General features: G+C 69.8%; 10 protein-coding genes. 2 read left to right on the top strand and 8 right to left on the bottom strand.

Annotation, left to right across the window (positions count from 1 at the left end; genetic code table 11):
- Nucleotides 1-5: 5 nt before the first annotated feature.
- From CRP55_RS08810 to CRP55_RS08800, 3 genes are all read right to left on the bottom strand, one after another.
- A complete protein-coding gene (locus CRP55_RS08810; RefSeq protein ID WP_097319167.1) occupies nucleotides 6-614 on the bottom strand; it encodes a DNA-3-methyladenine glycosylase family protein in 609 nt (202 codons plus the stop codon).
- 102 nt (nucleotides 615-716) lie between these two features.
- On the bottom strand, nucleotides 717-1,151 hold the full coding sequence (locus CRP55_RS08805) for a peptidase inhibitor family I36 protein (protein WP_097319166.1): 435 nt from the start codon (nucleotides 1,149-1,151) through the stop codon (nucleotides 717-719).
- Between the two features lie 77 nt (nucleotides 1,152-1,228).
- Nucleotides 1,229-2,041, bottom strand: a complete 813-nt coding sequence (locus CRP55_RS08800) for a SigB/SigF/SigG family RNA polymerase sigma factor (RefSeq protein ID WP_097319247.1) — start codon at nucleotides 2,039-2,041, stop codon at nucleotides 1,229-1,231.
- 152 nt (nucleotides 2,042-2,193) lie between these two features.
- Here CRP55_RS08800 and CRP55_RS08795 point away from each other — a divergent pair, with 152 nt between their 5' ends.
- Entirely contained in the window at nucleotides 2,194-2,730 is a 537-nt protein-coding gene (locus CRP55_RS08795) for a DM13 domain-containing protein (RefSeq protein ID WP_097319165.1), read from the top strand.
- A 5-nt stretch (nucleotides 2,731-2,735) separates the two neighbouring features.
- On the opposite strand, the gene CRP55_RS08790 is transcribed toward CRP55_RS08795, so the two are convergent.
- The 5 genes from CRP55_RS08790 to CRP55_RS08770 form a co-directional block, all read right to left on the bottom strand.
- A complete protein-coding gene (locus CRP55_RS08790; RefSeq protein WP_097319164.1) occupies nucleotides 2,736-3,962 on the bottom strand; it encodes a DUF1501 domain-containing protein in 1,227 nt (408 codons plus the stop codon).
- 19 nt (nucleotides 3,963-3,981) lie between these two features.
- Nucleotides 3,982-5,247 (bottom strand): DUF1800 domain-containing protein, encoded by a 1,266-nt coding sequence (locus tag CRP55_RS08785; protein WP_097319163.1) that lies wholly within the window; start codon nucleotides 5,245-5,247, stop codon nucleotides 3,982-3,984.
- A gap of 70 nt (nucleotides 5,248-5,317) precedes the next feature.
- A complete protein-coding gene (locus CRP55_RS08780; protein ID WP_179855087.1) occupies nucleotides 5,318-5,761 on the bottom strand; it encodes a peptidase inhibitor family I36 protein in 444 nt (147 codons plus the stop codon).
- Between the two features lie 241 nt (nucleotides 5,762-6,002).
- The gene (locus tag CRP55_RS08775; RefSeq protein ID WP_097319161.1) at nucleotides 6,003-7,316 is read right to left on the bottom strand and encodes a DM13 domain-containing protein; all 1,314 of its coding nucleotides are present in this window, start codon (nucleotides 7,314-7,316) and stop codon (nucleotides 6,003-6,005) included.
- A gap of 5 nt (nucleotides 7,317-7,321) precedes the next feature.
- Nucleotides 7,322-8,275: a BTAD domain-containing putative transcriptional regulator gene (locus tag CRP55_RS08770; protein WP_097319160.1), complete on the bottom strand. Its 954-nt coding sequence runs from the start codon at nucleotides 8,273-8,275 to the stop codon at nucleotides 7,322-7,324.
- A 236-nt stretch (nucleotides 8,276-8,511) separates the two neighbouring features.
- On the opposite strand from CRP55_RS08770, the gene CRP55_RS08765 reads away from it, so the two are divergent.
- Entirely contained in the window at nucleotides 8,512-13,836 is a 5,325-nt protein-coding gene (locus CRP55_RS08765) for a DUF5005 domain-containing protein (RefSeq protein WP_143234484.1), read from the top strand.
- Nucleotides 13,837-13,888 lie beyond the last annotated feature (52 nt).

Here is a 13,888-nt window from a genome sequence, read left to right as displayed (position 1 = left end):
CAGGGTCACAAGGAAGCCCAGAGCAGGGCCGCGGCATACGAGCGGAACGGCGACCACCTGGCGCCGAATTCGCGGGCCTCGTCGACGCTGGGCACCGCCGGCTGCTCCCACGCTCGCTGTATCGCGTGGCGGATGCCCAGATCGCCCGCCGGCAGGACGTCGGGCCGGCGCAGCTGGTGCAGCAGGAACATCTGCGCGGTCCACGGCCCCACGCCGCGGGCCGCGGTCAGCGCGGCGATCACCTCGTCGTCGCCGAGGGCGCCGAGGTTCTCGACGTCGATGGCCCCGCTGATCTGGAGGCGGGCGATGTCGGCCATCGCCTCCGCCTTGGCGTGGGACAGGCCCAGGGCGTGGATCCGGTCCGGGCCCAGGCCCTGGACGGCCTCGGCCGTCAGTTCCGGCCCGGCGGCGGCCACCAGCCGGTCGAACAGCACCACGGCCACGTTCGTGGAGATCTGCTGGCTCGTGACGTGCAGCAGCAGAGCGCCGAAGTTGGTCGCCGTGCGCCGCCCCCCGGCCGACCAGTGGAACGGGTCCGGCCGCCCGTGGGTGCGGGCGATACGGCGCAGAACCGGATCGGCCGCCAGCAAGGCGTCGTACGGCGTTCCACTCATCGTTTGCTCCTCTGCTCCGGCCGGCGGCACTTCCCCGTCGTCAGCGACCTTCACTGATCGCAGTTGACGATGTGTGTACGGAAGTGCCGCCGGCCGAACCACCTAGCAGACGGCTGACGCGTTGTTGTCGAAGTTGATGGTCGGGAACTGGCCGTTCCGGTAGTTGAGCACCTTGACGCTGCGCAGGTTCGCGAATGAGTGGTTGCCCTGGACGCCGAGCTCGTATCCCGCCTTGCGGTACGGGTCAGGGAACTCGGCCACGAAGACGACCGAACCGGTTTTGTTGATGATCGATGAGGTCCGGTCCACCACCCGGGTTCCGCTGCTGAAGTAGTTGTCGCCGAGGTCCTTGTCGCATCCGCCCGAGACACGGAAGATCCCGCCGGTGAAGTTCTCGTTCTCGAACAGGCAGATCTGGCCCGACTTGCAGTCACTGGCGCCGGCCGCCTGCGCGCTCGTGGGCGCCACCAGCGTCATCCCCGCCAGCGCGACGCCGAACGCCGCGAAGGAAGCTCCGACCCGTTTCGCGATTCGCACAACAAATCCTTTCTGCGGTTCTTGGATGGTTGCGCGAAGAATCTACGGCGATGCTCTTTATAACCACTTCACCCGTATTAAAGAGGCGACCGACCGTGCCCGTCGTCGTCCAGCAGCACGCGCAGCTTGGTGAGCGCCTTGGCCAGGAGGCGGGACACGTGCATCTGCGAGATGCCGAGGTGCTCGGCGATCTCGGCCTGGGTGCGGTTGCCGTAGAACCGCATCGCCAGAAGTCGCTGTTCGCGGTCGGCCAGGCTGGCCAGCGCCGGCCCGAGCGCGATTTTCAGCTCGGCCAGCGCGAAGCCGTGGTCCTCGGCGCCGATCGTGTCGCCGAGTTCCAGCGAGCCGTCGTCCCCGGCCGGGGCCGAGAGGCTGGTGGTGCTGTAGGCGCGTGCGCCCTCCAGCCCCTCGAGGACGTCTTCCTCGGTCGCGCCCAGATGCGCGGCGATGTCGGCGACCGTCGGCGGCCGCCCGAGAACGTGGGTCAGCGTGCCGTTGGCGGCACTGATGGCGATCCGCAGCTCCTGAAGCCGGCGGGGAACCCGGATGGCCCACGACCGGTCCCGGAAATGGCGTTTGATCTCGCCCAGGATGGTGGGGATGGCGAACGCGGCGAAGTCGGCGCCGTGCGTGATGTCGTACCGGTCGACGGACTTGATCAGGCCGACGAGCGCAACCTGCACGAGGTCGTCGGTGGGTTCGCCGCGGCCGATGTAGCGGCGCGAGAGGTGCTGGGCGAGCGGAAGCCAGGCCTCGATGGCGCTCTGGCGTAGTCGCTCACGCAACGGATCGCCGGCCGGGGCCGACGCGAAAGCGGTGATCAGCGCACCGGCTTTCTCGCGATCGACGTCGAGGTTGGTGCGGTGGGCCGAGACAGCCGAAACCTTCATCAGGTGCTCCTGCAAAACAAGCGGTCCCCGCCGCCGTCGCTAACCTATCCTTTTGGTCGACCGAGCGCCAGCCGAAAGTACGATGTCCCCGTAAGAGAACGGTAAGCACCGAGACCTGGCACGGGCGGTCGTTCTCGGGTTGGCTCGAAGCTGTGATCCGCAGACGGCTCTCGAAGCCCCTCACCTGGACCGTCGTAGCGCTGTTCGGCATCGGCGGCGCCGGGGCCCTGTACTGGTTCCAGCCGTGGCGGCTGTTCACCGACACGACCGTGACCGACGCGCTGTCCACCCCGGCTGCGCCCGTACCGAGTGCTCCCCTGTCGAGTGCTCCGGTACCGGCCACAACGGTGCTCAAGCAGGGCACCTTCGTCACTCATGAGCACGACACCACCGGCATTGCCCGGGTGGTGCGCACCGCGGACGGCCGCCACCAACTCGAGCTGATCGGCCTCGACACCTCCGACGGCCCCGACCTGCGGGTGTGGCTGTCCGACCGGGCGGTGCGCACGGGCGCCGACGGCTGGCGCGTCTTCGACGACGGCGCCTACGCGGAGCTGGGCCGGCTCAAGGGCAATCACGGCAACCAGGTCTACCGTCTGCCCGCCTCCGTCGACCCGGACGACTTCCGCAGCGTCAGCATTTGGTGCAAACGGTTCTCCGTGTCCTTCGGCGCGGCCGCCCTGACCTGACTCGATCAGCCCAGCACGCCGGGGAGGTGCCCGGTCCAGCCGTCGAGGACGCGCCGCGGATCCGCGCCGAGCACGCCGGTCAGCAGGGTGGCGTACACATCGCGGAAGTCCACGGTGTATTTGAGGTCGCCGTCGTCGAGGTCGGTCAGGCTGGGCGGCTCGCCGTGCAGGCCGCCTTGCACCCCGTCGCCGAGCAGCAGGACGTCGGAGGCGGTGCCGTGGTCGGTGCCGTCGGAGGCGTTGGCGTGGACCCGGCGGCCGAACTCGGAGTAGACGGCGACCACGACCCCCTGGCCGGCCATCCGCCGCGTGAAGGCGGCCAAGGGCTCGTCGAGCTTGGCCAGCTGCGACTGTTGCGCGTCCTTGCCGTCGGCGTGCAGGTCGAAGCCGCCCATCGACACGGAGTAGACACGTGTCGCCGCGCCGGCCTCGATGGACCGGGCGACCAGCGCCAACTGCTGGTCCAGCGGCGGGGCGGCGCCGCCGGTGGCGGTGGCCGGCGGTTCGCCCTCGTCGGTGTCGTCCTCGGCTGCGCCCTCGCGGATCTGTTTCATCAGGTCCTGGATGCGCATCAGATCGGCGAAGCAGGCGGCGGCCCGGGCCTGAGCCGGTGGCTCGCCGGACGCGGCGGTGCCGAGCCTGGCGACCACGGCCGGGTCCACGCCGCCCGGCAGGGACAGCACACCACCGGGCACCGTCGCGCCGGCCGAGGTGGCGCCGGCCAGCAGCGGGGGCAGCACGGGCTCGAACGACACGGCCAGGCGCGGGTCACCGCCCGCCGTGTCCAGCCAGCGGCCGAGCCAGCCAGTGGTGCCGGGACGGCCGGGTTGCGCGCTCTGCCAGATGTCCATCGACTGGAAGTGGCTGCGGTTGGGCTTCGGGTAGCCGACGCCGCGTACCACCGCCATCCGTCCGTCGTGGTAAAGCTGGTGCAGACCGCGCAGGCCGGGGTTGAGAGCGAAGCCGTCGTCCAACTTCAAAAGAGCTTCCGGCTCGTACGTCATGCCGGGGCGGGCCGCCGCGTAAGCCGGATCGCCGTACGGGACGACGGTGTTGAGCCCGTCGTTGCCACCGTAAAGCGTGATCAGGACGAGGGTCCCCGCCCCCGGATCGCGGTCGCCGGCGGTGGCGAGGATGTCGCGCAGGCCGAAGGCAGTGGCCCCCGCCGCCAGGGCGGCGGCGCCGGTGACACCGCTGGCGACGAGGAACCGGCGCCGGGTGATGCTGTCCATGTCCGTAATCTCCTGACGTTCAGTGGACGGCGTACTCGGGGCTGGCCAGCCCCAGCGCGAGCAGCCGGCGCGGATCCTTGACGCCGCTCAGCGCGGCCCTCGTGCGGTCGGTCCAGGCGTCCACGACCAGCAGCGAGGCCAGCGCCTCGACCCGATCGGCGCCGGTGAGACGTTCCACCGCGGCCGGCGCCAGGGCGGCGAGCTGCTGACCGGCCTTGAGCCGGGCCATGGCCGACGACGTGGTGAGCCAGGCCGTGCCCGCCGGCCAGCCGCCCACCGACGGCGGCGACAGCGGCACCTGGCCGAGCGCCCGCAACGCGCCCACCAAGCGCTGCTGCTGGGCGGTCTCCAGCGCACCGATGCGCAGGCCGAGCTGGCGTGTCGCGCCGACCAGCCACTCGACCGGCTGCTTGACCAGCGTGCCGGCGGTGACCGGGAACTCCGGGGCCCGGCACATCGCCGCGATCAGCGCGGTCGTGTTGCGCCCGGCGGCCGCGACCGAGGACGGCACGGGCACGGTGTCCGAGGCGTAGCGTGACCAGAGCCGCCCGGCCAGGAACGGCACATGCGCCGGGTTGCGGACCAGGGCATCGGCGTACGAGTCGAGGTCGAACGTCCCGGTCCGGCCGAGCAGGGTGACGGGCCGGTCGTCGTGCCGCTTCGCGGCCAGGCGCGCGGCGCCGGTGGCACGGTCGACCTGCCAGCCGGTCAGCACCCGGGCCGCGGCCTTCACGTCCGCCTCCGAGTACGCCCCCAGGCCGAGGGTGAACAGCTCCATGACTTCCCGGGCGAGGTTCTCGTTGGGCGCCTTGCGGGTGTTCTTCTGCCCGTCCAACCAGATGATGAGGGCGGGATCGCGCAGCATCGCCCGGACCAGCGGCCCGGTGTCGCCGGCGCCGTAGCGTCGCAGGGTCGCCTGCTGGCCCAGCATGAGCTGGGCCGAGCGCACCTTGCGGACGCTGGTGGCCCAGTGCCCGTGCCAGAAGAACGTCAGCTTCTCGGCCGCGCCGCCGTCGGCGAGCCGCCCCAGCCACCACCGGACCGCCGTCGCGACCTGATCGCGCTGCTGCTTGCGGGCCTCCTGCCGCTGCTCGCGGGTGGCGCCGGTGGCGAGCTTCGCCACCGGGTCGGCGCCCAGGTCGACGGCGGTCACCGCGGCGGCCGGGCGCAGCAGGGACGCCAGCGTGGCGTCGAACCCGGCCCGCGTCGCCGCGTCCACTTCGGCCGCCGTGGGGCCGAACGTGAGCCGGCGGAGCAGATGCGACATCTGACGACGGTCATCCATGGCGCCGACGCTAGGCAGCCCTTGTAAGCGTCCGGTAAAGACGCGATCTGGCTTTTGTCAGCCCGGGCCTCTACCGGTAGACGATCCAGGCCGAGGTCAGCCGGTCGTTGTAGTTCCCCTTGTAGGGGTTGCCGTCCGGCGGGAAGATTGTGGCATTGTCGAGGTTCGTGGTTCCGCTATGCGGATAGATCACGACCCACGTGCCTTGCCGCTTCCACTCGTCGTACAGGTAGACGAAGCCGCCGGTGTTGTTCACCACGGACGAGACCGAGTTCTCGAGGCTCTCGCCGTTGCTGTAGTGGCTGTTCCGGAAATCCTCGAGGTAGCCGGAGGCGCCCGTGTTCAGAGCAGCTTGAACGGAGACGGTGCCCGTCGCGTTGAGGTTCTTGTACATGCAGAACGCATTCGCTGGGCAGACGTAGGCCGCCTGGGCCGCTCCTGGCAGAAGCGCCACAGCACCGGCGACCGCCGACGCGGCCCCGACCAGACCCCGCAGAATGACTGTTTTACTCATCGCTCTCCCCTTTGCCGAAATCGTCCACACAAGGTAGGGCTCCGGCATGGAGAGAAACTAGACGCGACAGAATTGGTCGCGCCGGGCGTCGAATGCCGGGAACGCAAGCGGCATCGAACAGGAGGACAGCGTCGATCCCGCAAGGATCCATCTCATGCGCGTTCTGCCCCCGACCACCGCCACGCTCCTGCTGACCGCCCCGACCCGCGGACGACGAGCGTGATCGCCGACCAGCTGGGCGTCACGGTCGGCGCGGCCCGCTCCCAGGTTCATCGGGCCCGGCACCACGTACGCCAGTCTCTGGACGCGGGCGCCGGGTGAGCCCGGGCTCGAGGAAGGGTTTCAGCGTCTTCCACTCAGCGGCGGCCGCGCCCTCGTGCCGGCCGAACCGGTGCTCCACCCAACGGCCGCGCCAGAAGCCGCGCACCGTCGCCCGTTCCGGACCGTGGTACTCCATGGTGCTCATGGTGTAACCCCGGAACGGGTCGCCGGCCTCGACGAGGGCCTGCCACGCGCCCTCCGGGTCCGGGTGGGTGCCCTGCGGCGGCGGGCCGGCCAGCCACCAGTGATGCACCGGCTGGTCGTGGTCGTACTGCACGTCCATGACCAGCATGGTGTGCTGGTCGCCGTCGGCCGGGACCGGCCCGCGATCCCCCGCCGGCCACCGCCGGCCGGCGAACGCCGGGCCCTCCCGCAGCGCGCGGAGAACGAACTCGTAGCTGTGCAGGGAGTCCGAACCGTCGGAGAGCAGAACGACGCAGATCAGATCGAAGCTGCGCCCGAGAACCGGAGCATCGTGGGTGGACAAACCGTTCGCGGCGGCGGCCAGCAGCGCGGCGTCCTCCGGCGACGCGGCCCGCAGCAGGTAGGCGGTCAACCGGCCCGGCCGGCCCTCGGGCCGCGGCCCGGCCTGGACGCGGCTGCACTGGGCGATGCCGAGCAGCGCACCGCCCAGCGCCTCGTCCTGCCTTTCGAAGACGGCGTCGTGCAGCCGCTCCGGCCAGTCGTCCTTGACGGTGATGCTGTCCACGCGGTAGCCCTTGAACTCGGCCAGTTCCGCGAGCTCGACAGCGCGCTCGGCCTCGTGGGCCGTACAGGGCCGGTCCGGGTGCAGGTCGTGAAGAATGCGCCGGCCGCCCGCCGCTTCGACGATCCGGTACTGCGGACTTCGTGTGGCCATGGCGGCGGCGTGCTCGACGGCGCCCGCCGGCGCCCTCTCCCGTTCCGCGGCGCCGGTGACGCTCAGGGCCAGCGCCGCGGTGACCTCGATGTCGGCGCGGGGCAGGCCCGGCCGGGCGGCGTCGATCAGGAAGAGGGCGTCCAGGGCACCGGCGAGATGCGGGGCGTCGTCGATCAGGCGCCGGCGGCCGTACGTGAGCAGCACACCGATCTCGGCCGGCGACAGCGTCGCTCGTACGGCCGCCTGCTCGGCCGGGTCAGCGAGCCCCCGGAATCCGGCCAGGAACGCACTGACCGCCTCGTCCTGCTCCGGGGCCGGGGTGAGCTTCCAGAGCAGGCCGGCGCCGGGCGGGAAGCGAACGGGAAGAAGCTCCACGAGACCTACGCTACCGACCGCTGGTGCATCACCAGCACGAAGCGGCGCGCCCGCAGCAGCTGCTCGCCGGGCTCGAGGCCGAAGTCCTCGGCGAGCCGTCCGCGGATCGCTTCGAACTGCCGCAGGGCGCCGGCGCGGTCGCCCGCGGCGGCGAGCGCGAGGATGAGACGGGCGTGCAGACCCTCGTGGTGAAGCTCGGCGACGGCGGTCTCCTGGAGCTGGCGGATGGCTGTCTCCGGCCGGCCGGCGCGGGCGGCCCCGTCCGCGTAGGCGAGGACCGCGGACACTCGTGCCCGGGCCAGTTCCGTCGTGGCCGGATGGTGCCGGAGCCGCTCGTGGGCGTCGGCCACGACCGGGCCCCGCCAGCCGGCGAGCGCCTCGCTCCACAGTTCGACCGCTTCGTGACCGGCGCCGATGGCTCGCGCTCGCGCCGAGAGCCGGGCGAACCGGCCCGCGTCGACGGCGTCGTCATCGATCTCCAGCCGATACCCACCGGGGAGCCGGCGCAGGTCCGCGTCCGGCTCGGTGATCCGGCGCAACCGCCCCGCCATGGCCTGCACCTGGCTCAGACAGCTTTTCGGCGGCCGGCCGCCCCAGAGCACGTCGACGACCTCGTCCTGCGCCACGAACGCGTTGCGCCGCAGGGCGAGCAGGCCCAGCAGGGTGCGTTGCGCCTGCGGGCCGGGTGGGACGGCGATCCCGAGCCGGCTCGCGGTGATCGGGCCGAGCACCCCGATCCGTAGCCCACGCTCCACGACGATCGCGTCCAGCTGGCGGCGCTCGAGCTCGGACAGGCCCAGGACCGAGGCCAGCCGGTCGAGGGAGGAGGGCCGGGGCTGACGGACACGACCACTCTCGATGTCGCGGACGGCGCGGACGCTGATGCCGCTGCGCTGCGCCAGCTCGTCCTGCGTCAGGCCGGCGCGTCCGCGCAACCGGCGCAGGGTGGATCCACTCATGACGGCTCCCGTGTCGTCTCGCACCCCGTGTGCGGCACCGGACTATCAAAATTGCCTGCGAGTATGCCGGGCAATCTGCCGGTCGTCGATCCACCGTCTCGGTCTTTCGATCATTGGCGCAGGTAGATGCCGTACATCTCGCGAACCAGGCAGCCCGGCCCCACATATCGATGCCTGAGGATTCCGTCGGCCCTTCGCCCTACTGTGCGGGCGGCGACATATCTGGAGGCGATACGGTGAGAAGACGTTGGGGGACGGCCGCGCTGGCGGCGGTCTCGGTGGCCGCGCTGCTGACGGCGGGCCCCGCGGTCCCGGCCTGGGCAGAGCCGGGCGAGATCGTGAACGCGGGAGCAGCGGGCACCCTGCCCGGGAAATACATTGTCGACCTGGCCGCCACGGTACCCGGCGCGCAGGTCACCAAGAAGGCCGAGAGCCTGGTCGACGAGCACGGCGGAGACCTCGGATTCGTCTACGAGTCGGTGCTCCGCGGATTCTCGGTCACCGCGACCGAGGAGCAGGCGCGGGCGATCGCCGGCGACCCGGCGGTGGAATCGGTCGCGCAGCAGGTCCGGTTCGAGCGCACCGAGACACAGCAGGACGCGCCGTGGCACCTCGACCGGCTCGACGAGCCGACGTGGAACGCCACGGCGGGCACCGGCGACACCCGGTTCCACCATGGATTGTCCGACGTGCCGATCTATATCGTCGACACCGGCGTGAACGTCGCGCACAGCGACTTCGGCGGCCGCGCGGTCAACTGGGCCAACGTCTCCGGCGCCGCGGACCGGGACTGCGACGGGCACGGCACGGCCGTCGCCGGCGCCGCCGGCGGCACCCGCTGGGGTGTTTCGAAGCGGTCGCCGCTCCGCTCGGTCAAGGTGGCCGACTGCGGCCAGGACATCGACGAAGACCGCCTCCTGGCCGGCCTCGACAAGATCGGGCAGCTGGCCGAGCCGAACACACCGGCCGTGGTGAACGTCAGCATCGGCGGTGAGTACTCGAGCAAGCTCGAGGAGGCCGTCACCCGTCTGACCCGCGCCGGTCTTGTGGTGATCACCGCGGCCGGCAACGACAACGGCGACTCGTGCCGAACCTCCCCGTCCAATCTGAGCCGGACGAACCTGGGCGTCATCACCGTGGGCGGCACCAACAAGTTCGACCGCAAACACGACACCTCGAACGCCGGCGCCTGCGTCACCATGTACGCGCCGGGCACGGACATCGAGGTCCCGGACACCGCGCAGGGCACCCGCAAGGCCAGCGGAACGTCACTGGCGGCTCCGCAGGTGGCCGGCGCCGCGGCGCTGCTCCTGGCGAAGAATCCCTCCCTCAGCCCGGCTCAAGTGCGCGCCGCCCTGCTCGGCGACGCGCTGCCGATCACTCCGGCGATCGACCCGGCGAACCCGTCGACGTCCGTCCTGCTGCACGTTCCCGGCCCGGACCGGCCCGGCCTGCCGTCCAGCTCGAACCTGACCGACCTGTTCCACGCCTACGGCGACCAGGGCGGGCATTGGACCGGCGGCGACGAGACCATGTCGGCCGATCTCGGCAACGGCCAGGTGGCGTGGTTCTTCGGCGACACCATGCTCGGCAAGGTGAACGCCGACCGGAGCCGGCCGTCCGGACAGCCGATGATCAACAACTCGGTGGTCATCCAGGAAGGCACCACCCTCACCAAGACTCTGCACGGCGGCACGGCCGCCCTCCCCCAGGCGTACGTAGGAGCTCACACCAAGGCCGAGCCCAACGAGCTCGGATGGTGGCCGGGCGAGAGCCGGCGCAACGGCAACACCCTGGAGGTCTTCTACACGCATGTGAAGCGTGGCGCGGATGGCGGAGCCCTGTCGTACGTGACAGCCGGCCGCTCGATCGCCCGGTTCGCGCTGCCCAGCATGGCGCTTCAGGAACTCGTCCCTCTGAACCTGAACACGAGCTACAAGGTCGGCTGGGGCGCCGCCCTGGTCGACGGGACCGACGGCAAGACCTACATCTACGGCACGAACCGGGTCGGTGAAGTCGACAGTCTGTACGTGGCCCGGGCGCCGCAGGGCTCGCTGACCAACACCTCGGCCTGGCAGTACCTGACCGGCGACCCGACGGCCGGCGGGCAGTGGTCGTCCACCGAGACCAGCGCCGCGCCGATCATGACCGGCATCGGCGCCGGGTTCAGCGTCAAGCGCCTGGGCGGGGACAACCCTCGGTACGCCCTCGTGACGATGGACACCAGCGAAGTGTTCAGCAACGAGGTGGTCGCCTACTTCGCGAAGGACCCGGCCGGCCCGTTCACCCATCAGACCTCGTTGTACTCGGCTCCCGAGCCCGCGGCCAGCAAGGGCGCCTGGGTCTACAACGCACGTCTGCACCCGGAGCAGACGCCCAGCTCGAGCGACACCATGGTGGTGTCGTACAACGTCAACAGCTTCACACCCGGCGCCTGCGACGCCGACGTGCACCTCTGCCGACCGCGCTTCGTCTCGGTGAAGCTCCGGCCGCCCGTCGACGGCAGCCTGCTGCCGAACGCGCCGCAGAACGTCGTCGCCACGCCGGAACGGGTGCTCGCCAACAAGCCCGGCGACACCAAGGTGACCGTCAGCTGGGAGCCGAACCCGTCCAGCGCCACCGGGCTGAAGTACTGGGTCTACCAGCGCAACAACCTCGACAAGAGCAGCCAGTTCACCCGGGCCCATCAGGCGGTGACCGGGCGCAGCGTCCAGATCGACGTCTCCCGCAACGGCAACTACGAGTTCCGGATCTCCGCCGAGAACGCCGCCGGTGAGGGACCGCAGTCACTACCCGCTCGCAGCCAAGTGCTGATCAGCAAGCCGACGGCGGCGCCGGCCAACCTGACCGGCACCACGGGCGACGATCTCACGGCGAGCCTGAGCTGGGGTGCCGTCTCGGCGGCCGGCTTCGTCTCCTACAACGTCTACTCGCGCAACGTGACGGCCGGCGAGACCGCGTTCACGCCGAACGGCACCGCCCTCGTCCAGGGCACCACCGCCGAGGTGAACGACCTCGTGTCCGAGAACGTCTACGAGTTCCGGGTGACGGCCAAGAACGCCTCCGGGGAGGGCCCGGCGTCGAACACCCTCCAGTTGACCGCCAAGGCGGGCTCGCCGCCCACGCCCTCCGGTCTGACCGCGACGCAGAACCCCGACGGCACCATCGGGCTGTCGTGGAAACCGTCGTCGCCGGACGCCTGGTACTGGGTCTGGACGAAGGACATCACCGACGACACCGATCTCACCACCGGCTTCACCCAATCGGTGTACCCGGTGAGTAACGGCACGTCGTTCACCGCCGGCTATCTGACCGCGGGCAACAAATACGCCTTCTACGTGACCGCGATCGGCAAGTACGGCACGGACAGCCCTCGCTCCAACATAGCGCAGGCGGTCGCCCGCATCGCGCCGCCACCCGCACCGGGAAACCTGAGCGCCGCGCCGAACGACGACGGAACGATCAGGCTGAGCTGGAGCTCCTCGGGCCCGGACATCTGGTACTGGGTCTACACCCGCAACGTCTCCGACGGCGAGACCACCTTCACCAAGTCGAAATACCCGGTAAGCAACGGCACTACGTTCACGGCAGGATATTTGAGCAACGGTGACAACTACGAGTTCTACGTGACGGCGATCGGCCTCGGCGACACCGAGAGCGCCGCGTCGAACAAGGTGCAGGCGAAATCGGAGATAGCCCCGCCGCCCGCTCCGACGAAGCTGACCGCGAGCTCGAACGACGACGGCACCATCACGTTGTCGTGGAAGTCCTCGGGCCCGGACATCTGGTATTGGGTGTGGTCGAAGGAATCCACCGCGACCACCTACACCCGGTCGACCTATCCGGTGAGCAGCGGCACGACGTTCACCGCGGGCTACCTCACGGTCGGCAAGTCGTACGACTTCTACGTCACCGCGATCGGGATGTCCGACACGGTGAGCGCTCCGTCGAACGTCGCCCGGGCCAAGTCGTACGTGCCGCCGCCGGCCGCGCCGAAGGGGCTCAAGGCCAAGCCCGGCAACGGCGAGGCCTACCTGTCCTGGAGATCTGTCGGCGACGGCATCTGGTACTACGTCTACAGCCGCAATGTCACCAAGGGCGGGGCCTTCACCCGGTCGCAGTACCCGGTCAGCAACGGCACGTCCTTCACCGCCGGCTATCTGACCAACGGCGACACGTACGAGTTCTACGTGACCGCGATCGGCGATTTCGGCGCCGAGAGCGAGCCGTCCGAAACCGTACAGGCCGAACCCACCATGCCGCCCCCACCGCCGCCGGCGAAGCTGACCGCGAAGCCGCAGAACGACGGCACCATCGACCTCACCTGGGAGAATCAGGGTGCCGGGGTCGGATATTGGGTCTACACCAAGGACATCACCGACAACCCCGGCACGAGCGGCGGTTTCACGAAGTCCAAATACCCGATCATGAGCGGCGGCGCCTTCACCGCCGGATACCTCACGAACAACCACGAGTACGCCTTCTACGTCGTCGCCTTCAACGACGGCGGCCTGAGCGGCCGCTCGGACATCGTGAAGGCGACCTCGCACATTCCGCCGCCGCCGGCACCGACCGTCACGGCGAAGTCGAACAAGGACGGCACCATCACGCTGAACTGGAACAAGGTGGGTGCCGACCTCTGGTACTGGGTCTACATCAGGGACAACGGCACCCTGGAGTGGAAGAGGATCAAATACCCGATCTCGAACGGCACCTCGTTCACGGCCGGCTACCTGTCGATCGGAACGGCGTACGCGTTCAAGGTCACCGCCATCGGGCCGGGCGGTGAGGGCCCCGCCTCCAGCGTGGTCACGGCCGTGTCCCGGGTTCCGGCGCCGACGAACCTCACCGCCAAGTACCACGACAACGACAGCATTATGCTCGACTGGGAGTCGGTGAACCCGGACGCCATGTTCTGGGTCTACGTCCGCGACACCCGGACGAGCACATGGACGCGGCAGGGGCTGCCGGTCAGCGGCCGCACCTGGCAGATCGTCTCCCCTCTCAAGCTGGGCGTCACCTACGAGTTCTTCGTGAAGCAGGCGGCCAATGGCGGCGAAACCCTCGCCTCCAACACGGCGAGGCAGATAGTCATGGCGCCGTCGGACAGCGCCTGCGCCTCGGTCACCAGCAGCTGGATGTGGGACCCGCTGGAGGATCCCCGAAAGGGAGACTTCGCGGCGATCCAGCGTCGCGACATCAAAGGCACGGCGTGCGGTTACCGTAACGGCAGCACGATCAGGTTCGAGATGTCGTGGGACTCGAAGGGAAACAAGTTGCTCGAAGGATCCCTCAGATATCAGCTCCTCGACTGCGTGACCGGGGAGATGGAGCAGTTCGAGGCGATGTATTACCAGAGCCCGCCGAGTTTCACCCAGGACAGGCGCACCTACACCTACACGATCAACCAGGCGCATCAGCACCGGGTGGCGGTGATGGGCGGCGGAAAGCTCAACGTCAAGTACGGTCCGGGCACGTTCGTCGGCCACTTCGGCAACGCCCCCGACCCGTTGCACCTGTTCAACATCGAGCCGTTCCAGGCGTACAGCGACTGCTTCTGACCTGATATCAAGCGCGGCCCGCCGGTTCCCCGGCGGGCCGCGCGTCTGTCTT

The sequence above is a fragment of the Paractinoplanes atraurantiacus genome (genome assembly GCF_900215205.1).
GTDB lineage: Bacteria > Actinomycetota > Actinomycetes > Mycobacteriales > Micromonosporaceae > Actinoplanes > Actinoplanes atraurantiacus.
Note: the sequence above shows the minus strand (reverse complement) of the source record. Positions and strands in the feature narration are given on the sequence as shown.